At 37.5% G+C, this 23976-nt stretch carries 25 protein-coding genes and 1 pseudogene; 22 read left to right on the forward strand and 4 right to left on the reverse strand.

Going from position 1 to position 23976, the window contains the following annotated elements:
* Positions 1-9: 9 nt before the first annotated feature.
* The 22 genes from JRJ22_RS20040 (at position 10) to JRJ22_RS20145 (ending at position 20102) form a co-directional block, all read left to right on the forward strand.
* Positions 10-615: a distal tail protein Dit gene (locus tag JRJ22_RS20040; RefSeq protein WP_206101187.1), complete on the forward strand. Its 606-nt coding sequence runs from the start codon at positions 10-12 to the stop codon at positions 613-615.
* A gap of 23 nt (positions 616-638) precedes the next feature.
* Positions 639-1283, forward strand: a complete 645-nt coding sequence (locus JRJ22_RS20045; RefSeq protein WP_206101188.1) for a hypothetical protein — start codon at positions 639-641, stop codon at positions 1281-1283.
* A 1-nt stretch (position 1284) separates the two neighbouring features.
* Complete coding sequence (locus JRJ22_RS20050; protein ID WP_206101189.1) at positions 1285-1926, forward strand: phage tail family protein; 642 nt, start codon at positions 1285-1287, stop codon at positions 1924-1926.
* 20 nt (positions 1927-1946) lie between these two features.
* On the forward strand, positions 1947-2867 hold the full coding sequence (locus JRJ22_RS20055; protein ID WP_206101190.1) for an HNH endonuclease signature motif containing protein: 921 nt from the start codon (positions 1947-1949) through the stop codon (positions 2865-2867).
* Positions 2860-4011, forward strand: a complete 1152-nt coding sequence (locus tag JRJ22_RS20060) for a hypothetical protein (protein WP_206101191.1) — start codon at positions 2860-2862, stop codon at positions 4009-4011. The genes JRJ22_RS20055 and JRJ22_RS20060 overlap by 8 nt, the downstream gene beginning before the upstream one ends.
* A 29-nt stretch (positions 4012-4040) precedes the next feature.
* Positions 4041-4601 (forward strand): hypothetical protein, encoded by a 561-nt coding sequence (locus JRJ22_RS20065; protein WP_206101192.1) that lies wholly within the window; start codon positions 4041-4043, stop codon positions 4599-4601.
* Positions 4602-4992: 391 nt separating this feature from the next.
* Entirely contained in the window at positions 4993-5616 is a 624-nt protein-coding gene (locus JRJ22_RS20070) for a hypothetical protein (protein ID WP_206101193.1), read from the forward strand.
* Between the two features lie 19 nt (positions 5617-5635).
* Positions 5636-5986 carry a hypothetical protein gene (locus tag JRJ22_RS20075; RefSeq protein ID WP_206101194.1) on the forward strand — a complete coding sequence of 117 codons (351 nt, stop codon included), beginning with the start codon at positions 5636-5638 and terminating at the stop codon, positions 5984-5986.
* Between the two features lie 14 nt (positions 5987-6000).
* On the forward strand, positions 6001-6573 hold the full coding sequence (locus tag JRJ22_RS20080; protein ID WP_206101195.1) for a hypothetical protein: 573 nt from the start codon (positions 6001-6003) through the stop codon (positions 6571-6573).
* A gap of 54 nt (positions 6574-6627) precedes the next feature.
* Positions 6628-7647: a discoidin domain-containing protein gene (locus JRJ22_RS20085; protein WP_206101196.1), complete on the forward strand. Its 1020-nt coding sequence runs from the start codon at positions 6628-6630 to the stop codon at positions 7645-7647.
* Positions 7648-7650: 3 nt separating this feature from the next.
* On the forward strand, positions 7651-9381 hold the full coding sequence (locus JRJ22_RS20090) for a discoidin domain-containing protein (protein ID WP_206101197.1): 1731 nt from the start codon (positions 7651-7653) through the stop codon (positions 9379-9381).
* Between the two features lie 98 nt (positions 9382-9479).
* Complete coding sequence (locus JRJ22_RS20095) at positions 9480-10643, forward strand: discoidin domain-containing protein (protein WP_206101198.1); 1164 nt, start codon at positions 9480-9482, stop codon at positions 10641-10643.
* A 113-nt stretch (positions 10644-10756) separates the two neighbouring features.
* Positions 10757-11926 carry a discoidin domain-containing protein gene (locus tag JRJ22_RS20100; protein ID WP_206101199.1) on the forward strand — a complete coding sequence of 390 codons (1170 nt, stop codon included), beginning with the start codon at positions 10757-10759 and terminating at the stop codon, positions 11924-11926.
* Between the two features lie 61 nt (positions 11927-11987).
* The gene (locus JRJ22_RS20105; protein WP_206101200.1) at positions 11988-14054 is read left to right on the forward strand and encodes a hypothetical protein; all 2067 of its coding nucleotides are present in this window, start codon (positions 11988-11990) and stop codon (positions 14052-14054) included.
* A gap of 37 nt (positions 14055-14091) precedes the next feature.
* Positions 14092-15903, forward strand: coding sequence for a DNRLRE domain-containing protein (locus JRJ22_RS20110; protein ID WP_206101201.1), 1812 nt, complete (start codon positions 14092-14094; stop codon positions 15901-15903).
* Between the two features lie 79 nt (positions 15904-15982).
* The gene (locus JRJ22_RS20115; protein ID WP_232380901.1) at positions 15983-16456 is read left to right on the forward strand and encodes a phage holin family protein; all 474 of its coding nucleotides are present in this window, start codon (positions 15983-15985) and stop codon (positions 16454-16456) included.
* An 82-nt stretch (positions 16457-16538) separates the two neighbouring features.
* Positions 16539-17261 carry a M15 family metallopeptidase gene (locus JRJ22_RS29485; RefSeq protein ID WP_206101203.1) on the forward strand — a complete coding sequence of 241 codons (723 nt, stop codon included), beginning with the start codon at positions 16539-16541 and terminating at the stop codon, positions 17259-17261.
* A 22-nt stretch (positions 17262-17283) separates the two neighbouring features.
* A complete protein-coding gene (locus JRJ22_RS20125; protein ID WP_206101204.1) occupies positions 17284-17475 on the forward strand; it encodes a hypothetical protein in 192 nt (63 codons plus the stop codon).
* 35 nt (positions 17476-17510) lie between these two features.
* A complete protein-coding gene (locus JRJ22_RS20130) occupies positions 17511-17909 on the forward strand; it encodes a hypothetical protein (RefSeq protein WP_206101205.1) in 399 nt (132 codons plus the stop codon).
* Between the two features lie 219 nt (positions 17910-18128).
* Positions 18129-18407, forward strand: a complete 279-nt coding sequence (locus tag JRJ22_RS20135) for a hypothetical protein (protein ID WP_206101206.1) — start codon at positions 18129-18131, stop codon at positions 18405-18407.
* Between the two features lie 176 nt (positions 18408-18583).
* The gene (locus JRJ22_RS20140; protein ID WP_206101207.1) at positions 18584-19231 is read left to right on the forward strand and encodes a helix-turn-helix domain-containing protein; all 648 of its coding nucleotides are present in this window, start codon (positions 18584-18586) and stop codon (positions 19229-19231) included.
* The gene (locus JRJ22_RS20145) at positions 19224-20102 is read left to right on the forward strand and encodes an endonuclease NucS domain-containing protein (protein ID WP_206101208.1); all 879 of its coding nucleotides are present in this window, start codon (positions 19224-19226) and stop codon (positions 20100-20102) included. The genes JRJ22_RS20140 and JRJ22_RS20145 overlap by 8 nt, the downstream gene beginning before the upstream one ends.
* 102 nt (positions 20103-20204) lie before the next feature.
* Here JRJ22_RS20145 and JRJ22_RS20150 read toward each other — a convergent pair whose 3' ends face one another.
* The 4 genes and pseudogenes from JRJ22_RS20150 to JRJ22_RS20165 all read right to left on the reverse strand — a co-directional run bounded on the left by JRJ22_RS20150 (position 20205) and on the right by JRJ22_RS20165 (position 23933).
* On the reverse strand, positions 20205-21503 hold the full coding sequence (locus tag JRJ22_RS20150; RefSeq protein ID WP_206101209.1) for a pyrimidine-nucleoside phosphorylase: 1299 nt from the start codon (positions 21501-21503) through the stop codon (positions 20205-20207).
* A 392-nt stretch (positions 21504-21895) separates the two neighbouring features.
* Positions 21896-22171: pseudogene (deoA, locus tag JRJ22_RS20155) on the reverse strand (pyrimidine-nucleoside phosphorylase); the annotation flags it as partial.
* Positions 22171-23031: a purine-nucleoside phosphorylase gene (locus JRJ22_RS20160; protein WP_206101210.1), complete on the reverse strand. Its 861-nt coding sequence runs from the start codon at positions 23029-23031 to the stop codon at positions 22171-22173. The gene JRJ22_RS20160 and the pseudogene deoA, both read right to left, overlap by 1 nt.
* 80 nt (positions 23032-23111) lie before the next feature.
* The gene (locus tag JRJ22_RS20165; protein ID WP_206101211.1) at positions 23112-23933 is read right to left on the reverse strand and encodes a purine-nucleoside phosphorylase; all 822 of its coding nucleotides are present in this window, start codon (positions 23931-23933) and stop codon (positions 23112-23114) included.
* Positions 23934-23976: the final 43 nt, after the last annotated feature.

The raw sequence follows: 23976 nt of genomic DNA on the forward strand, positions 1-23976 counted from the left end.
GGTGATTAAATGACAATACGAGACTCGCTTTACTTCTCTTTTGCGGGCAAGAAATCAATTAACTATGGGATCTATAATGTGAATATTGATTCGGGAATGCAAGAAGAAACCTTTGCTCCCACAGCAGAGATAGTCGAGGAAACAATTAAAGGAAGAGATAAACCTTATTTTCAACGACTAAAAAGAGAGCCATTAAAATTCTCAGTTAACTTCGCTTTTGAAGATACCTGGGACACACAAAAAATTAGAGAAGTTGCTCAGTGGCTAACATCTCCAGAATATTACCAAGAGCTTTACTTTACGAATGAACAAGGTAATAACCCAGAACGCATATTCTATGCCATGGTTGTAGATGATTCCACTCTTGTACATAACAGTTTGAAGCAAGGATACGTAAAATTAACCTTCCGTTGTGACTCCCCCTACTCCTATACTCCAATTACAACAAGTAGAGAATATATTTGGGATAAGGCTTCAGAAAGTATTGGGCTGACTGATTTTTCTCAAGGAGAAAAGAAATCACTCATAGTTAATGGTTCAGGACAACTTACTCTGAATCCGAATAAGCCAAAATGGAGTGATTTTCCTACTGGAACAAAATGGAGCGATCTTTAATCTTTAAGAAAGGAGAATGAAATTTGGCGACAACATCAAATAAACTTGGTTTAAAAATCCCTTCATTTACTGATGAAGTGGAAGCAACATTGAATGATTTAGCAGGGAATTTCCAGACACTTGACAACGTTTCTGAAGAATATGTATCTAAGCCTCCACTAGATGGGCTATATAATGCTGGAAAAAGAATGTGGAACAACTATCAACTGACTCAAACTCATGCAGGATGGTCAAACATTAGAACCGGGAATTGTGCTCCGATTTGGGAATCATCTAAAGCCTATGTGGTTGGAAGTAAAGTTGTTCCTGTAAGAGATAATGGACATTATTATGAATGTGTACAAGCCGGAAATTCTGGTGTTACTGAACCAATTTTTCCCGTCTCAGCAAATGGTCAAGTTCAAGATGTTAGAGGTTCGAATACTTGGATAGCATCGCACATGTATAAAGTAAATGATATTGCACTGCCAAGCATCGATAATGGGCGTTTCTACCTATGTGTACAGGCAGGAGAATCAAATGCTTCTGAACCTGTCTGGTCATTGGTAGATGGTAATACAACTTATGATAAAAACGTAGCCTGGAGAAGCTATCGAATTGCAAAGTGGAAAGAATCTGGCCCAGCAGCCTTATTCAAAGCGTTTGGGAAATTTGATGAGGTGATTTGAAGTGACTAATTGGAAAAATATTTGCAATCTCACTGGTTACTATACCTCTCCCACACTAACGCTTCCTCTTATCTGTGATGGTGCTTTGAGTAGTATTACATGGAGTCAAACACTTGGGCAAGGAGATAAAGTTGTCGTTCAATCCAAAGTATCATTCGATGGTTACAACTGGACTGAATGGCGTGAATGCGTAAATGGCGGAAGTATTCCTGATATAAGTGAAGATACATATATCGCTAACACAAAAATAGTAATTCGTATAATTATTGATGCAACAGACCACGTTTCTCCTCCTCTAATTTCGAACGACATTACTCTCTATTTTGAACCCGTCATAGTTTTTAACAATAAAGGCGATGTCAAATGCAAACCTGAAATTTGGATTACTAAAATTGATAGTGGAGATTTTAGCTTAATAAATACTTCAAGAATTAACGATGAGTTCAAATTTGTAAATTTGGTTGATCAGGAAGTTATATATGTCAACAATGAACGCGAGGATATTCAGACGAGCCATGCAGTAACTTATCGCTATAAAGATTTTAATGATAATTACTTAAACTTCCCTCCAGGGAAGAACATCTTAAGAGCAACCGGAAAAGCAAAAATAAAATTCAGGTATCAATTTGGACTGCTCCAATAATCCGACAAGGAGGTGATATATTGGGCAAAAGAAAATACAATTTGGAATTAGCAAGACAAATATTTAATGAGTGTGGATATGTATTGACCTCAGATAAATATATAAATAGCAATACTCCATTGTCTTATGTTTGTTCGAATGGACACGAAGGAAGGGTAGCAATAGGAAACTTTGTCTTGGGTAGGAGATGTTCTAAATGTAAATATATTGAATCTTCAAAGAAGCAGAGATTATCCTTTCAGACAGTAAAAGAAAATATAGAAAGTATGAAATTTGTTTTACTGTCAGAGGAATACTTAAACAATCATCAAAAGTTACATGTTATCTGTCACTGTGGGAACAAAACTCAAATGAGCTATAAAAATATTATGAAGGGTCATTCGTGTACAAAATGCAGAAGCAAAATTGCTTCAAATTCAAGAAGACTTAAATATACAGAGGTTCAAAAGACTTTTGTTTTAAATAATTGTCTCTTACTTTCAGAGGCAAGCGACTATAAAAGTCAAGATACAAAATTGAAATATAGATGTGCATGCGGCAACATTGCATTTTCGTCGTTGGTAAAAATAAGAGCAGGAGTTAAGTGTAAAAAATGTAGTAGGATAAGGATTTCAAACACATTAAGAGAAAAACATAAAAACAATCCATTTAAGATCAACAAAAAAAGAACATTTAATCTCCATGATAGAGAATGGAGAAGAAATGTATTAGAAAAAGATGAACATAAATGTATCGCATGTGGCTCAGAAACAGAATTGCAAGCGCACCATATGGATTCGTACCATTGGTGTGTAAAAAGAAGAACCGATGTTAATAATGGTGCAACCCTTTGTAGACAATGTCATGCCGATTTTCATAATGAATATACAAGAATACATAATACTGAGGCTCAATTTAAAGAGTGGCTAAGAAAGCAAATTGGAGGTGAATTAATTGCCTGATCTTATAACTCAGTTACAGTACAATGATGCAAATATTTCATTGCTCAGAAAAGGAACAGATGATGATCCCTATGTAGATCGCACGGATTTATTGCCTGTTATTAATGGACTAATAACATTATTTGAGCTTCCATCTCGTGCACATCACGTGCAAATACCATCACTCATAGAAATTGATCAAGAAATTTATAGTAATAGACAATTTCTTGAGGAAAATGAGTTCCTAGTTAATTATTCTGTGGGCGCTATTCAATTCCATCCATCCAAAGAAGGAATGTCATTCTTATGCAATTATAAAGGCCGTGGATTGACGATGATTGCCGCAAGTCGCGTATACGCTATGATACATCGTAATCCAGATGTTGTAACTACTCTTCAAGATTACATAGATCAAATTCAAGATAGAATTAATGAAAATAAGTTAGTTATTGAAAATGTTGAAGACCTGATGAATCAAACTAAACTCGTAATTGATAATGCAATTTTGGCAACAGATAATGCTAATATAGCAACTCAGGATGCACAATCCGCAGCAGCATTAGCTCAAAGCGCCTATAATACTACTCGACTCGTCTTCAAAGAACCTGTGGCTGAATTTACAAACATTCCTTCGACTTACCCCTCTCCTCTTGTCGGTTGGACAGTACAAACATATAAAGATGGAAAAAGATATCGTTTTGATGGTAGCCGTTGGATTGAAATCGATGTTTTTGGTTCTAATTTGCAAGTTGTCAATGAATTTAAAGATGGATTAATGTCTATTGCAGATTATCAAAAACTAAAAACGTTTCCGGTAGATATTAAGGAGCGCGTAATAAGTTTTTCTTTGCCCGATGCAGTACAAGGAGCCATAGAAAACTTCATTCCCTTCCCCTTTGATGGAGAAATTACGGACTTAAGCGCCTATTGTGCAACTGCAGGAGAAACTGTTTCTACATTATCCCTGGAACGAACCAGAGATATGAAAAATTGGACAGAATTAACTGACCGAAGATTGCAATTTGAACCCAATCATAATTTTGATGATAAAAATGTAACGTTTACCGATGCCGTTGTCCAAAAAGGAGACATTTTTCGTATAAACTTAACCCAGCAGGGATTGGGTTTATACAATTTAACTGTAAGTTTAAAAATAAAGATATAAAATAAATTACTCAAAGGAGAAATACATATATGAATCCTATCATCAGTTGGTATAATTCTACGCATTCTGCTGTAGTAACAACCCCCTTTAATTTCGGTGTAATAGATGCCGACGATCTTTCACCAGTTTTCACTTTTAACATCTGGAATAATAAAGGCGGCACTACGGATGTGTCAAAAATGGAAGATTGCACAATTACCACTCGTGACATGTCGGGCGGTCTCGGTAATACTGTAGGTAGTGAAATAGAAGTTGTTAAAAATAACTGGTTTCACTGTCAGGTTGATTCGCTGGGAGAAACCGATCTAGTTCAAGAATCTTCTCGAATCGGTAAAGATTACACAAAACCAATTGGAACGACTGGTACGACTAAGAAAGATAATACTGGTGCCTCCTACCCCACTCCCATTCAACCTGGAGCAAAAGAAATTCTTGGGGTAAAGAATAATGGAGTACCCGCAGATGCTGCAGGGAACTTTGCAACAGTAAGTCTTCAAGCAGACGTTCCACTGGAAGCCAAATCAGGACAGCAAGCGTTTAAAATTCGGGTTAACAATATGGCCCCCTATATCGGTAACGATGTGGCGTAAACTCTTTAAATTGCTGGAACCCCCTAAAGATTTTCATACTACAACGTGACTGGTAACGGTGAGCGTGAATGTGGTCGAAAGACAGAAAAAAATGAAAATATGGTCTATGCTGAAAAAAATCCATCACGTATTTCGATGGTGCTAAGGACTTTTAATGGGAAATCGTAGCAGGGAAATCTCTTATTAAAGAGAGACCTTCAACGAGCGTAATAAGAGTATCCTTATGGGATAATGGTGCGCTCTACTCCGACTCAATTATAACGAGTGTTAAAGTATTCCGAAAGGAACGGTATTCTCAGGCAGTTACAGATACGTTTAAATAAGTTCTAGAGACACATTTAGTTGTGTCTCTTTTTTTTATTTTCTCAACAATACAATGTGGAGGGATTATATGATTTTAGGTAATATGCAATATCGCTTCTCCCCTGTTCCGCAAGGACAAAACTTCGTTTGGATAGCTGATTATATGGATGGTTCTTATCTATCAGAATACAACTTCGATGACAGAAAAGAGAATAGCTACTATCAAATCAAGAGAGATGTGCTAATCCGTTTTGGTTTAATCGGAATGGGATCTCAAATATACTTTGATGTAGCAAATGGAATTTTCAATATCAACAAAAACAGAATTCAAGTGTCCTACATTGCCGATGGCATTGAGTACCCATTAACAGGTAGGGCCATTTTATATAATGACATTACTCAATATAAGGATGCCATTGGGGATGGTAAATTACTATCAAAAACATCCAGTGGTCGAATTAAAAATCACATCACTCAGCATGTCATTGGATACAAGAAAGCAATGGATCTAGCAGATGTGAATATTAATTTTAAAAACCTCTTACATATTCCGCAAGATAAAAACATTCCTCCTTATCTTGAAATAAAAATATCCGTAGATAAGGACTTAGATGGTGAACTTGTATTTCGAGTTAATGGTTTTGAGGCCAACCGCATTCACGCTCCTCTCATTAGGAATCGTGCAGGCGTATATAATTGGGAATTAATTTAAAGAAAAGGAATGATACATAATGGAAAATTTCTACACCGATAACTATGGAAGAGTTTGGGGGAATAAAGCCATTGGCGACGTGTCCGTGATCACGACAGCTAACAATGAAATTACCATTTCATCGGGTTCTCATGATTATACTTTTACCATTCCAGAAGGTACGTATAATTCCATGTTTGTAACCGGAGTTTCCGAGTTAGTCGCTGCTATTAAACAGACTATTCAAAACAACTCCTTCCCTATTGAAGTTCATTTTGGGGGCAATCATAAAGATGTAAAATACAATTCTCTTGTATTTAACCTTTCCGATAACTCTGTAATTGAAAATATTTCAGGTACTTTTTTTGATACCTTCTTTGATTCTGTATAAGGGTGTGAGCTAAAATGGCAACGCAAGAAATTGGTATCCCTCTTGACTTAAGTAAAGGCACTTATAATAATACAATATTCAGTAATGGGAAATTGCAGCTAATTGAATTAACAAAAAGCGATGACGGCACTTCGATTTACTCACCAGAAGGATATTGGATATCAGAAACCATCCGAATTGCCGATAAAATTGCTCAATTTAAATATGTTGCAAAAAGCATTACAGGAACAGGTCTATATAAAATATACACTCAATCATCAAATGATGGATTTTCTTGGTCTGAATGGAATGAAACATTAACAGACGGATCAATAAATACCCAAGTGGGTTACTACGCTAGAGTAAAAATATTTTTGTTCGCTACATCGACAGTCGTACCTTTTACAGTAGATAGTTTTGATACACCTGGAAAATACAATAATCAATTTGTTAACTCTACATCTGGTGTTCTTGAGTTGAAAAAGTCATATGCAACTCCTTATGCTATTGATGCAACGTGGGCTGGTAGTGGGAAAATCATGAGTGCGCTCGTACCAAAAACAACATATAAAAAAGTTGATAAATTAATATATACAGAAAAGAGTTGATGTATCATAACAGTTCCAGCGACTACGGGGATATTACGCAATAATGTAAATGATATGGCAGTTGGTGATTATATAATTTGCAAATATGTTGCATCATCTGGTGCAGTTGGTGTGTTTAGTGAGTTGGGAACAAGCGTGGTTGCTGAGATACCAGTTTTAGGTGCAGTAGCTCCCAATGGAACATTCTATTTTGTCAAGACAGCGAAAGGATTATTGATCTCAGACAGGGTTATTCAAAATTCGATAAGTTGGGATGTTTTGAATAGTGGAAAGTACATTCAGGGAACTCCGTTTTTAATGTCAAATGATGCGATGACTTCAAGTAATACTCCTGCACCATTTGTCGCTTCGGCTTCCTCCTACAATACAGTGTATGAACCTTGGAAGGCTTTTGATAAAACAACAAGTACGATGTGGTACGTTAATGCAACAAGTGGATGGATTAAACTTGACTTCGGAAAAACATATAAAGTGGTTCAATATTCAATCACAAGCGCTAGCACAAATCAAACACCTAAAACTTGGACGTTTGAAGGAAGTAACGATAATACTAACTGGACGACATTAGACACTCGAACCAATATAACTGCATGGACAGAAAATGCAAAACAAACGTTTGTAGTTAGTTCTTCAACGGAATACAGGTATTTTAGATTGAATATTAGTGCAAACAATGGTAATGCAAATATTAGGATTGATAGTCTAGACATAGAGTATTCGATTAATGATTGCAAAATCCGTTCTTTAACAGGTGGCGTAGCCTATGCTGATGCAAATGGCAATAGTTCGATTTCAAATAGCAACTTAGGTGCGTGGCCTACCAACAATGAATGGGATAAATATATTGTCAACTTTCCTGCGAGTAAAATTCAGTCGGGTAAAACTCTTGATGATGTGTTTCACTGGAATGGTGTTCATACGTTAGTTTCTGAAACTCCCATATTGTCTTGGGCTGCTGCCAGTAATCGTGTCATGCGTGGGAATTACACAGCAAACTCTGTATTTTCACCCACTTCTGCACAGACAACGACAGCAATTGGATTTCGGCCAGTTCTAGAATATAAGGAGGTGTAATATATGGCAACAGTAGGACAAGTATTAACTGCCCCAGAGAGTGGGTGGAAAAGGTATGATGACACGAACCCTTCCTTATCGTACTCAGGGACGTGGGGAGCTAACACGGGGCAAACGAGTAATTACAATTCAACTACACGCACCATTAACCTTACAAATACAGGTTTGGTTAAGTTTAATTTCGTAGGCACAAAATTAAGGATTATAACTAACATGGCTGCTAGTCAATCGAGTTCTATGAGCATATCTATTGATGGAGTAGTGGAAAGCTTTTCGTGTTATGCATCTGCTTCAGCTCTCCAATCACTTGCTTATGAGAAAAACGAACTTATAAATAAAGTCCATCAAGTTATCATCAGTAAAACTGATACAGTCAACAATTTTACACTTGATGCTATTGACATTGACTCCACAGGTCGTCTACTACATCCAGACGAGATTACAGACATTAAAGACCTTGCCATAGGCAAACGTATTCGTTGTCATTACTCTGCAATCTCTGGTGCTGTAGGCACTTTTAGTGGATTAGGACAAGAATCATCTGATTTTATTCCTGTTGCCAGTACAGCAACACCTAACGGTGACTTCTATTGGATTATGGTAGAAGATATAAACAAGAAGAAAATCTTGATTGCTGACAGAAATATTCAACATACTATTTCTTGGGATTCGTTGAATTCGGCTGGTATTGCTAGTGGGAGTGGTGTGCCGATATATTTTAAGTCAAATGATATTTTCACAACATCAAATGTATCATCTAATGGTCATATTGTATTGGCAAGCGAAGAACTGTCAACATTTAGCGCATACAAAGCATTTGATGGCAGCATAGCAAATAGCTCTTGTTGGGCAATTCCAGCAAACAAGGCTGGATGGCTTTCATATCAATTTAATACTCCACGAAGAATTGATAGATATAAAATTTATCCAAATGGAGCAAGTTACACTCAATCTCCAAAAAATTGGGTTTTTGAAGGGTCTAACGATGGAGTAAATTGGAATACTTTGGACTCTAGAACTAATGTAACAGCTTGGAGTGGTTCTGGATTGTTATTTAAAACCGCAACTGTAGGACTGTTTAAAATTTACAGAATAAGCATATCAGCATTTAATGGAGCTACTGATGCAAGTAGTATAGGTGAATTAGAACTTTTAGAAAGTCAAAACACATATGAATCCACTCTTCGTCTTCTGACAGGCGGTATCTTATCTACAGACAAAGATAATGAGTGGGACAAGTATATTGTTAACTCTACGCTCAACGGAGCAATAACTGCTGGTGATAGTAGTGTGTGGAATTGGAGTGGGATTTTTTCTTATACATCTACGACAGGTACGACAGCTACTGCCAGAGTCGAAAGAGGTAACACAGCAGCATCTGGATGGGGAGGAAGACAGTCTACTGGTGCTGCCGCTACTGATGGCTTCCGACCTGTATTAATAATTGAAACGTTAACTACCAACAGATCGTTCGTTAAGTTTGATGGAGTGTATAAGAAGTGGGTTGAAGGCACTCCAGCAACACCATCCTATTGGCAGACAATATCAACAACTTTGCCTTCGGTAGACACTTTTATGAGTGACGGAATGAGCGACTTGTCGGTGATGAATAGGAAGTCAACTACATTTGTCGATGTTATGAGCGATAATGGTGTGTTAGGAAGTGGAAAAGTGTACAAGAAAAGTGTTGACTTGAAGAAGTTATTCGAGATTACAGGTGTTAAAGTGGAGTAAAATCATATATAAATTTCAAGGCACATCTTCAAGTTTCGATTGGAGATGTGCTTTATTTAGCTAAAAGAAACAATTTAAGTGTGAAAGGGGTTTAGCAAATGGCGACAACTTCAAATTTAAACGCAATACCAGTTATGACATCGAATACATCTCCCAATGGAATTGCTAATGCTAGTAGCGCAGACGCTTCGTTTCCTGCCTATTTAGCATTTAATGGAGTTTTAAGTTCCACTGGCTGGCGTGGACTTGGAAACATTAATCAATGGTTAAGCTATGAGTTTACAACTACTAAAGCAATAGCGAAGTATTCTCTTGCTACTACGGTTGTTAGTAGAGCCGTAAAGAATTTTACTTTCGAAGGCTCAAATAACGGCACAGCATGGGATGTTCTAGATACGCGAACTAATATAACAAATTGGGTCGCCAATGTTAAACAAGAGTTTGTTATAGATTCTACTAAAGTGAAGAGATATAAGATGTATAGAATAAATTCTTCGTCTAATAACGGAGATACATCGTATACTGATATATCGGAATTAGAAATGTTTGAGATTATATATTCAAATAAAATCTTACTTTCAAGTGGCAGTGAACAATTTGCATCTTCATTTGTTAACGAAGATTCAACTTCTGACTACGTACCCACTTTATCGTCTGCTACAGATGTATCATTAGGGATTACTACATCAGCATCAACGAATAGCACATCATCTTTCAATGCTTTTAATGACGCAACGTGGCAAGTAAGTAGTGGAATTAGTACAGGGTGGCTGAGAATACAATTTCCAAATCCTGTTTTGATTGGCGCTTTTTCTTCGGTAGGTTGGAATAATGCAGCACAAAGTCCTACAAAAATAGTTTTCAAGGGTAGCAATGATGGAGTCAATTGGGCAATAATTGATACTTTTTCATCCTTAACTTGGACAAGTGCGGTTGAAAAAAACTTCACTACAAGTAACAATACTCCCTATTCCTATTACGAATTTTCAGATATGACATGTACAACAGCACCATTGACACTTGATAAGGTTAAAATGTACGTGCGGAAAGTTAAGAATAAAACTACTAAGATAAATTCGTTAAATATAACTGAAGATATTCTTATAAAGTATGGAGGACTCTCCACAGGATTAGACTTAACAAGTGCAATGAATATTATAGAGGATATTTGCATTGACACTAATGTTTTAGGTTCGGGGAAAACATTTGAACATTCGATCAATATGTCCAAGAGTCAGATTAACAAAATAACGCTAGGTTAACGACTATCAATTATATAGAGAATAGAAATATCAAAACACATCTTCGATATCAATTGAAGATGTGTTTTATTTAGATGCTAGAAGAAAAAATATAAACTATAAGAAGGTGAAGTATGGCTATTAATTATTCAAGTGTAGTACCATTGATGACAGCGAATAACACTCCATCCACTCATATAGCATCATCATCTACTTTTTTAAGTGGAAGTGAACCTTATAGGGCATTTGATGGTGCTGACTTTTACTTTGCGTTTTCGGCAAACACTCTGACGGGATGGATAAAAATTAAACTTGATAAGGGACGAATTGTTAGCAAGTATACGCTCCAATCAAAAAATGGTAGTGGGTATAATACACAATCACCCAAATCATGGTCTCTAGAGGGTAGTAATGATGATGTGAGTTACACTACATTAGATACGCAGTTGAATATTTCCTCTTGGACTCAAAATGAGTCGAAAAGTTTTAGTATCAGCAATACAAATAGCTATCAGTATTATAGGATCAGCATAACTTCAAATAATGGCGATACAGGGTATACAGTTATAAAAGAGTTGGGGTTGTTTGAAGTTCAGTATTCGAATAAATTCTTGATTTCATCGGGTGATGGAATCAATGTTTCTATATCTGGTGGAGGATATACAGATAATATAATACCTGTTATGACAGCAGATGATACAGCAAAAGCTGATACAAACGCAACAATATACAATAATAACCACACCTCGTATGGAGCATGGAAAGCATTTGATGGTTTAGGTAGCGGTACGATATGGTCAACATCAAACGCCTTTTGGCTGAGATATAAATTCGCAGAACCGAAGAAAATCGGCAAATATTCAATCTTGACTCACGTAGACCCAATACCTACCGCATGGACATTCGAAGGAAGCAATGATGGAAATAGTTGGACTGTTTTGGATACGAGATCAGGAAACGTGAAAGGTGCAAATAGTACTGACTTCAAAACATTTACTATATCGAATCCACAAAAGTTTTCTCAATATAGAATAAATGTTACTTCTACTAATGGTTCAGGAGCATTGCTACCGGAATTACAAATGTTTGAAGTTATTGAGCCATATCTTAAAGCATTACCTTCTCAATCTGAGGGCTTCTTTTTATCACATGGAATGGATAAATCCATTTCGATTGATTTAAGTAAACCTATTACTAAGGTTGTGAATGTTAGAACGGATTCTACAGCAGTAGGCTCTGGGAAAGTGTTCAGGCATATCATCGACACATCTAAAATACCAATTAAAAAAGCAACAATCACATAAATACATCTCATTAAAATGATTGTTTTATTGAGATGAAAAAATGAAAGGAAGGTGAGTTTGGATGCAATATATTTTAACAGATGTAATCCCAATTATGACTAGCAACACCGCTCCAAGTGGTATTGCTAGTGCAAGTGCTATATATGCCGCAGGGTCAGACGCATGGTATGCATTTGATAAAAAGAATACAACTGTATCTGGTCATGATGGATGGATGGTTACACTTTCTACAGGACAATGGTTGTCTTATGAATTTCCTGTAGCGAAAATTATATATAAATATACAATCGCACCACCGAACAGTAGTGGCAGAGAAACTAGGTGTCCAAAAAGTTGGATTTTTCAAGGTTCTAATGACGGAGGCAGCACTTGGGCGAATGTAGATACACAAACAAACGTAACTGGTTGGGCGGTAGGTACAAAAAAAGAGTTCACTATCTCCACGCCAAACGCATATAAGAAATACAGATTGAGTGTGTCGGCAAATAATGGAGACACATATGTAAGTATTGGACAACTTGAAATGATGGAGATGTTGTATAGTGATAAGGCATTAATCTTATCTGGTGGTTCATATAAAAAATACGACACTGTATTAGGATGGCAAAATGTAACATCAGCTACACCAACAGAGAGCGACTATTCAAATGGAAATAACTTAGAGGAAGTCTCTTCTATTTCAGAATCAGCTTGGTCACAACTTACGGGAAATGTGGAGTTATATTATTACACCGACAATCCAACGAAAACAGAAGTGCAATTTGGAATCGAAACAACTCCATTTACACTTGCTCAAGAATGGGAAGATAAGACTATCAAAGTAGTTGAATATACTGATAATCCTGCACTAACCGAATCTGTGGTCACGCTTGATACCGAACCATTCAGCATATATGAAGAATTAGGCGATACAGTAGATGTGTTGTATTACACAGATAACACTTCAAAAACATCTGCTAATCTAACTGTAACAGCCAATTACACTCCACTAGATGAGATTGATAGTGATTTTGATGTTGTTACTTGGACAAACGCCGATATTGAAGTGGGACACGAGCCAACATTGACCTACGAAGCCTTGCCATTTGAGCAACTAATTATTACACCTTATGATATTGCATCATATGGAACAATTAAGACTATTGTTGCAAAAAAAATAAATCAGTCCGTCGAAGGTACATTACGATTTATAGTCTCTTTTGACTCTGGAGTAACATGGAAGTCTTATAGATTTGGAAAATGGAAAATTATCAATATCACCAATACTGAGAATATCAGAAGATACGGGATGACAGTTGATACGATTAATACAATCCCTGAAAGTGCTTTAGTTGGATTGAAAAGAGTTGGTTACTACCTTGACAATAGTATTCATCGAAGTGCTGAGATTGCTCAATTAGATTCTTTAAAAATAAGCACTAGCTCTCCTACTCAAGATGTGAAGTTCAGCGATGTTGCCTTTTATCTGTTAAACACGATAGCAACCATTAAACTATCTCTTCAGGGTAATAAGATCGTTGGTACATTAGATGATAGTGACACAGGTAAAGTGCAGTATCGTGTTCTCCTCAATGGTAATCCTTATTATCCTCTAACGGGTGAATTCTCTTCTCTTGCTCCCTCTCCTCTTAACATTCAGTTAAATCTAAACGAAAAAGATATTAAATTCGGACAGGACAATGTTCTTCGAGTAGAGTTCCAAGATTATTGGGGGCAGATGGATTTCTGGGAAAAACCGTTTGTAGGAACCTACTCAGGAATCATGTTCAAGGATGAAACCGGAACTTATTTGTCTAATTCATTCGGTGAGATATTAAAGCATCTTGATTTTGGTGTTGTGATAGCTGGTCAAACTACGCTAGAGCAAAAGGTGATTGTGAAAAATCAATTAGGAGTTCAAGTGCAGAATCTAATTCTAGAAGTGCAAAAAGAGAAGTTGCCTGAAGGAGTGAAAATAGAAATGTCTCGCTCTAATTTCCCTTTTACTCCTGAAGATCCTTTGTTATTTAATATGTTCTTTAATGCGGACGAAGAGTTTGAGTTCTATACTCGAATTGTAACAGATATTCAAGCTCCTCCAGCAGCAAATGGAGAGTTTGAAGTAAGAGCTAAAGCAGATCCGGTATGATTAACGATCTCAATACAATGAGATAGGAAGTGTGTATGTGGATGAAATCGATGAAATAAGTAGTGTTATTACAATTAAAAATAGGTTTGCTAATCAGTTGGCAGGAAGTTTTAAGCTTTACCGTCCAATGACTGATGATATTGACGCTGAAATTACTATCAAGAAGAATACTGGCGATGATTTAAGAAGTATTATTGAGATTAGAAACAAGCGAGATTATGATTTTAACTCGTTGATTGATATTGTGTATCGAGGCACGAATGACACCGTAGGGCAAATTGAGGCAGTAGCAGCAAAATACATAGATGCAATGATCGAAGTAAGACCGCATAATCGGATGTTTGGTAAATTTGAATTAATGGGTGCTCCTAAGAAAAGCGTATCCCTCTCTCCTATTGCAGATGCAACAACTCGTAGTCGTGAAGATTTACGGACAATTAACTATGGCGATACACGCAGTATGTTAACTGGTAAAACTACCGATGAAACCTTTGGAGCTTTTGTGCAATTTGCAGATTTTGCGAACTCAATACCTGATTTAAAGTTTATTGAATCAGCAAAGCTAAGATTGTATTATACCAATCTTCATTCAGGAGCAAATATTGAACTTCATCAGCCGAATACAATTTGGCGTGAGTTTGGCATTACAGATGCCAATAAACCACATTCAATTGAAAAGCTTAATGACACTTATACAGCAAATACTGCACAAAGATATATCGAGTTTGATGTTAAAGATGTCGCTACGCGATGGCAAAATGGTCTACTCAACAATTTTGGATTTATCGTCTCTACAATGGATGATGCTCGATATACGTTTTTTACAAGAGAATCTGATTACCCGCCTCAGTTGATTGTAGATTACGTTACATCGCAGGTATACAGTGTTGGCCGCAGTGAACTTGAAGGTGGTCTATTTGTTTATGGTAGGGGGCATAAGGATGTCTCCGCAGTACTGACTGTAGACAGTGACGTAGGAATTGAAAATTTAATCTCATATATCTATGTCCACCGCGCTACTGATTATATGCAAAGCGATATAGATACCTTTATGTCTGTTTCAAAACCCGATTTATTCTCAACATTAACGGTACAAAATAGAGATTTTACAGATTTAGATGCATCAATTACCGTGGATGTTCGAACTTTGACCGATCTTGATTCAAGTATTGGAATAAACAATCCAGACATAGACTCTTGGTTGACTGTCGATTCTAATATGTCATTAACTAGTTATATCGATGTTCCTGCACACGAGTTTATGGAAGCATTTATAACTGTTTCCCAGCCCGATCTAGGAGCCTCATTAACTATCTCCAATCATATTAGAGCGAATGGCGATACTGATTCTACTCTAACGGTTAGAACAGAATATGAGACAACTATTGACTCATACATAGCCACCTCGACCCCAGACTTACCTGGGACTATGTATATTAGAGCCATTGCTGATAGTGCTATATCTGGAATGATCGATGTTCCCTCATATACATATTTGGATTCAACCATTGGCTATTCACATCCTGATTTGAGTGCCAGTTTGACAGTAAAGTATGTTTCAGACATCGAGAGCGAAATCTACATAAAAGAGAAAGAATACTTAGATATGCTGATTGATGTAAAAAAGATCAGCGAGATATCTGGTGTCTTGATGGTTAAGGCGTTCAACCAAATTGATGGTGAAATTACTATAAATAATCCTGAATTATTTGGATTACTATCGCCTAGAGTTACTGGTGAGAATAATTTGGATGCTGAAATCCTCATAAAGAAAAGAAATGTTGCTGACTTGAACAGCTACATTAGTGTTCGAGGACAAGGAAATCGAAACTTTGTCATTATGTTTTAAAGTAAATAAATAATAAAATTTGATGAAAGAGGGGTTTTATCATACCCTCTTTTTTATTTTGATTTTGGAGAGTGTTACAGTGAATGATTTTAATTTAAAACTATTAGCCAATAAGGACTACACATTCCTCTATGCTGTATCTGGTATCTCAGGCACGTTAGTATCTTATGCATTTGGAGGTTGGAGTGGCTTGTTGGAAGTGCTTTTATTGATGTTTGCAATTGATTATATTTCAGGCATTACTGCAAGTCTTATATCTGGCAAAGGATTGAAGAGTAGTGTTGGTTTCTGGGGATTGATCAAAAAAGGTTTGATGCTTCTTATGGTATTTTTGGGTCATCGTATTGATTTGGCTATGAACATGAGCATAGTCATGAACGGAACTATTTTCTTTTGGATGGCTAATGAAGGGGTATCAATAATCGAAAATTATGGGCGCTGTACAATCAAAGTCCCTCCGGTTTTTACAAAGATATTTACTATATTCCAGGAACGTGCTGAAATCCAGGTAACAGATAAAGGGAAATCAGAACAACAAAAAGACGATAATTAATGTATCGCCCTGCTTGAGCACCCACATAAATATCGTCTCAAATGCTTTATAACATAAGATTCGAAAGGAGTAAAGATAATTAATGTTAACATTAGAGCAAGTAATGAATAAATCTACATCTAAGATTGCTGGACTCCATCCCATATTACAGGAAGCCACAAAAGTACTCATTGAGAATTGCTATAGAAAAGGTATTTGTATTCAAGTTACTCAAGGACTCCGCACCATCGCCGAACAAGACGCTCTATATGCCCAAGGCAGAACTAAACCAGGAAATATTGTAACCAATGCTAAAGGCGGAACAAGCTACCATAACTTCGGAGTGGCTATCGATTTTGTTCTTATCCTTCCTGATGGTAAAAATGTAACTTGGGATTTGAAAACAGACTTTAACAGTAACAATGTTAAAGACTGGACTGAGGTTGTAGATGAAGCAAAGAAACTTGGTTTTGAATGGGGTGGTGATTGGACATCATTTAAGGATTATCCACATTTCCAGATGATATTTGGACTTAAAACTTCTCAGTTTAGATCGGGAAAAACTCCAACTCAAAAACAGGTTAATGATGCTTTGGCGTTGATCAATAAGTATAGATATGTTGCTCCCGTAGTAACACCTCCTCAACCAACAGTAAAGGATGATGATCAAGTGGATAAAGTAAAGATTGTTTACACAAAAGATAATTCTCTCGTTGATGGATTTATGAAGGATAATAAAAACTATGTGTCCGTTGAAGATTTGAAACGACTAGGATTGATTAAAGCATCCTGGGACAATATCAATAAGAAGCTGTATATCAACTAATTCCGATGAAGGAAGGATTGAGATGGAAAGCAATATCAGGATATGTTCAGATTTAATGACAAGAAAGAAAATGGCTAACCCTTTTGCTGATATTTCTATGCTTGAACGTTTACAGAACGCCAAGAGTATTGATCTGCGTAATAATTGTTATGAAGAAATACTTCCAAACGGGTATACAAAGATCATACCTATAGATAAGAATAAAACATATTAACTTAAATAAATATAGTTAAACCGGGAGGAATCATAATGACTGATCTGTATATTATTGCTGGCGCTGTCTTGATCGTTATTGCTGGATTTTTCGCTATCCCTTGGATGGATAAAAAGGGATGGATCACAATCAAGAACGTGAATAAAGCGTTGAGTTTAGTTAATGTTGAACGTTTGGTTGTTGATGTATTACCGTTGACGGATAAATATAAAGAAAAAGCAAACTTCGTATTAGATGTTGCTGCTGAGACTGTTGAGTATGTTAATACATATGCTAATGGGACATTGAGTGAAGACGATGAAATTAAACTTGCGTTGAGTGTTGTTGATAGTATTTGTGAACATCATGGAGTCAAACCAAGTGAGAATGAGAAGAAATTGATTGAGATTCTGATAAGACAGGGATTGGAGTTTGCGGGGAAAGTTAATAAGTAAAAAGTAAATATAGTGTTATGTGATAAAAGTGTTATGTGGAGAGGTGCAGAGATGTGCCTCTTCTTTGTTATTTTAGGGTGCTGATACCATCTCGTTCGTTACTGCGTAACGCCCGACCTGCCGCACCACCCTCTTGCCTTGCGGCAATTCACCCTCACGGCTCGTTAGTGAGAATTAATCATTTGCAGTTTAATCAGAAATCTAAGGAGGCATTTAAGTATGCAAAAAGTAGATTTTCGTTATAGTGATACCGACTTTGTTTCATACCTTCTTTCTGTAGGCTACAAACACACTTCTATAGAAATCACGAAAGATCACAAAGATAGACCCAAAGCATTTGTTCACTTTTATGAAGACAAAACTGAGCTTCTGAATCGACTTGTAGAATACAAGGAAAGTTCAGTAAAGATAGACCCATTGAGTTTTTCTGCCAACAGAAGGTCAATTAATAAATTAATCAAGGCTGAAATTTTAAAGTATAAATCTACCAATATTTAATTTAAGAAAGAAGAAGGGATCATTTAAATCCATATATGATAAGCCTTAATTTTTCAATATACCCTTCCTTCTCGGAACAAAAAATCGGCATTTCACGACATTTAATTTTAAGATAACTTTTCCAATTCGGCATCCACATACCGAATTCAGGTAACCTCCAAGGAGGACATTTAAGTATGTCAGAGATAAAACAGCAAATAGAAAATATAAACAATGAATTTATTGAAATGGTTGGAGGCTCATTTGTTAGAGTTGATACTGGCGAGTTATTTACTTTAGCAGAAGTTAAGAAATATATCGCAAAAAAAGTCGATATATTGATACATAAAAACCTTGATGAAACCAAAAGAGTGGCTTTTGAAACACTTGGAGTTTCTACAGAACAAACACTGATAAAGAAGAGATCAAAGATTAAGCCTATTAGTAATAGATCTAAGTATGATGGCGGAGAATTTAATATGGCTTATAGATCGGGAATTGAAAGGGTTTTCGATATGAAATTGGAAATTAATGAAAAATTGGTGTATTACGTACTTCGTGACTTTATATCTTATCCATCTAATTGTATTATGATTAACGGACAAATTCCAACCATGATAGAGTTAGAATCCATTATTGGATTAAAAGAAAGAACGATACGTAAAGCATTAAAATCATTGGAAGATAAAAACTTAATTAAATTGGTTCAATCAAGCCATCGTAAAGCAATTTATGTGAATCCTGAATATTATGCTTCGGGAAAAGATTTGCTTACAGAGACGTTGAAGATGTTTGAATTGTTGGAATGTGATTATGAAAAGATTGAGGAATACATTAATGAATAATTTTTATTCTGAAATCGGAAATTCTGAAGAAGTGTCAGATAGGATTTTAACTAAGAGTTTAAAGATCGTTCCTCATAAATTTGACGAATTTTCTTATGTAAAACTGAATAGCAAAGAATTAAGCTATTTACTCAAAACAAATAAATTAGATCCGGGAAGTAAAGAATTTTTATTAAGCTTAATTCCCTATATTTCAACCTCATTAAATATGGTATGTGATGAAAATGGGATACCAGCGAATCAAAGAATTGTTTCAGAGTTGTTGTGCGTAGATGTAAGAACCATTAGACGCAACATGAATAAACTAGAAGAATCAAAATTAATACATAAGATAAGTACTCGCAACGAAACTTTTTATGTGATGAATCCGTATCTTATTCATCACAACGAAGAGTTGGATTTAGACGTTGTTGCCATCTTTGATTTGATTGGATATATTGCAGAGTTTTGTTCAGATAAAGTTATAACAAAAAACAATAAAGATAGTCAATACAAAACAAAGCTTCATACTAGAATAAAAACAGAAAAAGATATTGAAAGATACTTGGCTAATAATCTGGACATTATTGAAAGCGGTATGAAGTTACTGAAGACACAGTACGAAGTAAAAGATGGTATTATTGATATACTGGCGAGAGATAAGAACAATGTTCTGTGTATTATCGAATTAAAAGTTAAAAACAATGATCCTAGACTAACTCAACAATCAGTATACTATCCCCAGCAATTTAAAGAGGAAGTCAGAATGATCACCATATGTCCAGATTACTCTACTCAACTATGTGAATCTTTGCAGTCATTAGATGGCGTAGAAATAAAACAATACTATTATGATGAAGACAGGTTAATGATTAAAGATTTTATTCAGTAAACAACAAATAACCCCCATTTGGATTAATCCATTTGGGGGTTATTTTTTTCTGTGTGGTCTGAAGTTGTAATATTATTTTTCCCTCAGCATCCAAATTTTATACTACTGAATCACATCGTAAATAATCGGATCAACTGTTGGCATTGAAGTTTGAATCTCAAATGCAGCCTTAGTTTTAGCAATACTGTCGGTATGTTGTCCATTGCTGTGAATTATGGCAATAACGTCTCCCTTTTTAACTTGTTCACCAGTTTTCTTGCAGATTGTAATACCAACTGCATAATCAATGTTATCTGTCTTTACTTTGCGTCCTGCCCCCAATAACATTGCAGCAATTCCAATTTCCTCTGCATTGATCGAAGAAATATACCCATCATTTTCGCTTGTAATAGAGATGTGTTCCTTTGCTTGAGGGAGTAATTTGTAGTCATTAATAAAGTCCACATTCCCTCCTTGTGCAAGAACAAACTCTTTGAATTTCTCAAGCGCTTTACCTGTCGAGATCGATTCATTTAGCTCTTGATGCGCTTCTGCTTTATTAGTGTATTTTCCGCCTAAAACTGCCATATTCGAAGCAAGCTCTAAACATAACTCTGTTAACTTAGCCTCTCCCTTTCCCTTTAAAACATCAACAACCTCTTTTATTTCATTAGCATTACCGACTTCATAGCCAAGAGGCTCATTCATATTGCTAAGTATTGCTACAGTTTTTCTATTAAGGTTGTTTCCGATACTTACCATTATTTCTGCCAATTCTCTAGCATCGTTTATGTTTTTCATGAATGCACCAGCACCCACTTTAACGTCCAATACAATTGCATCTGCGCCCGAAGCAATTTTCTTACTCATAATTGAACTCGCAATCAATGGGATTGATTCAACAGTTCCAGTAGCATCTCTTAACCCATACAACTTTTTATCCGCAGGAACCAGATTAGACGTTTGCCCAACCAAAGCAATGCCTATTTCATTAACGTTATTTATAAAGTCATCGTTAGATAACTCGATCTTGAAACCGTTAATCGCTTCTAACTTGTCTAACGTTCCTCCTGTGTGACCTAATCCTCTTCCTGACATCTTTGCAACAGGAACTCCAATTGAAGCAACAAGAGGCAACACAATCAGGCTAGTTTTATCTCCTACGCCTCCCGATGAATGTTTATCAACCTTTACTCCTCGAATTGCCGAAAGGTCTACAGTGTCACCAGAAAAGGCCATAGCATGTGTTAAGTACGAAACCTCATTATTGTCCATTCCATTAAAGCAAACTGCCATCGTAAATGCCGACATCTGATAATCGGGAATTTCACCTATGACATAATTATTAATCATAAACTCTATCTCATCTTTAGATAAAGCTTGTCCATTACGCTTCTTTAATATCAAGTCCACCATTCTCATTGTTTTCACCCCTTACTTTTAAGGTTAAGCAAGTCTTTATTATGCCAAACTTCAACCATCTTTATAATCTCAAACGTCAATTCTAAAGGAGTATAGATATTAGCATAATGTAAATATTCATCTGGCGATTTATCGAATGCTTCAGTAATTTTCAAAAACTTTTCAAATTGTGGCACAACTCCATAAATCAAATAACTTTTAATTGTTGTACTACTAATCCCTGTTACAAGCGATAAAGCATTGGGTTTTGGAGATATTTCTTTTTCATTTGCACACTGGATAAGCCAATGCTTAAAACTTGATTTATGGGCGTTGTATATTTCTAACGCCCACTCTCTAAAGTTATGTGACTGGCCTTTGGCTAAGGATATCAGAATGTTTATGTTCTTTGTTGTTGTTTTATCACCTACACCGCCGGTGGAATGCTTATCCACCTTGATGCCGGCGATAGGACTCAAGTCCACTTGGTCGCCGGACATCGCCATTTCGAGTGTCAGATCGCCGGTTTCCCGCGCGTTCATTCCCTGGAAGTATACGGCCATTGCCCAGGCGGAAATCTGGTAATCCGGAATTTCGCCTTTGCTGTAACCCTGGATCAGGTAGGCGATTTCCTCACGGCTTAGCTCGCCGCCGTCTCTTTTCTTCTGAATCAGATCAACCGCACGCATTATACCTGTACCTCACGCACAAACGCACGGACAAGTCCGATGAATTTCGGCTTGGTCAGGTTTGCTACTTTTACTACCTGCTCATGTGTCAGCGGCTCCAGCTCATCGCCAATCGCCATATCGGTGATACAAGTGATACCGAGTACGCGCAGCTTGCTGTGGCTGGCAACAATTACTTCCGGCACAGTGGACATGCCGACCGCATCTCCGCCCAGGTAAGCGAGCATTTTCAGCTCAGCCGGTGTTTCATAGGTCGGGCCGCTTATGCCGGCATAGACGCCTTCCTGCAGCACAAGCGCTTCACCGTCAACACCTTTGACATCAACCGCCAGCTTTTTGGCCAGCTCAATATATTCAGGGTCATAGGCACGGGACATATCCGGGAAACGCACACCCAGCTCCGGATCATTCGGTCCGATTAGCGGGTTGTCACCGGTCATATTAAGATGGTCTGTGATCAGCATCAGGTCACCGGCTTTGAAAGCCCGGTTCATACCACCCCCGGCATTGGTAATGACCAGCGTTCCTACGCCCAGCTTAGCCATAACATACACAGGCAGCACAACTTTGCGCATTTCATAGCCTTCATAATAGTGAAAACGGCCCTGCATGATGATTACATCCTTGCCTTCCAGCTTACCGATAACGAACCGGCCGGCATGGCCTTCCACTGTGGAACGCGGGAAATGGGGAATTTCTTCGTAAGGAAGATAGACTGCGTCTTCAATCTGGTCGCCCAGATCACCAAGGCCCGAACCTAGAATCAGTCCGATGCTTGGGCTGTACTGTCCGAATTTAGACTTGATATATGCAGCCGCTTCTTTTACTTGTGTACCGTAAGCGATAGTTGTCTGTGTCATGAGATGAACCTCCCGGAATGAATAGTTTTGCCTATATATATTGTTTTTTGCACAGCAAATGCCGCTCTGAACGGCGCAGCCTACATTTTTGGAATAAACGCCAGAACCAGCTTCAAAAATTGCTCACGCACACGTTCTGCCGTCTCCATCACTTCCGCATGATTCAACGGCTGTTCCAGAATACCGGCGGCCATATTGGTAATGCAGGAGATTCCCAGCACTTCGATACCGGCATGGCGGGCCACGATTGTCTCAGATACAGTGGACATTCCTACGGCATCTGCACCCTGGCGGCGCAGCATAACGATTTCGGCCGGCGTTTCGTAGTTCGGGCCAAGCAGACCGGCATACACGCCTTCCTTGAATTCAAAATTGTGCGCTGCCGCAGCTTCCTTAGCTACTGCAATCAGACGAGGGCTGTACGCAGTCGACATATCCGGGAAACGTACGCCAAGCGCATTATCATTCGGTCCAGTCAACGGATTGCGGCCGGTCAGATTCAAATGGTCAGTAATCAGCATCAGGTCGCCCGGAGTGAAGTCTGTGTTCACACCGCCTGCGGCATTGGTAACGAGCAGGCTGGTTACGCCAAGTTCTTTCATGACACGTACCGGAAATGCAGTGGTCTCCGGGCCATAGCCTTCATACATATGGAAGCGGCCTTTCATCATGACCACCCGGCGGCCTTCGATCATGCCGATCAGCAGCTCGCCTTCATGCCCTTCCACTGTGGAGACAGGGAAATGCGGGATATCATTATAAGGAATTACGACTTCATCTGTAATAAGATCGGCCAGAATGCCGAGACCGGAGCCGAGAATCAAGCCGATTTCCGGAGCTACCGTACATTGATCTTTAATATAAGCTACTGCTTCTTGAATATGGTTTTGAGTCACTGCCATGGTTGTTGCCTCCTTGAGGTTATGCCCGGTTGATCCGGGCTGC

The organism is Paenibacillus tianjinensis (genome assembly GCF_017086365.1).
Lineage (GTDB): Bacteria > Bacillota > Bacilli > Paenibacillales > Paenibacillaceae > Paenibacillus_AQ > Paenibacillus_AQ tianjinensis.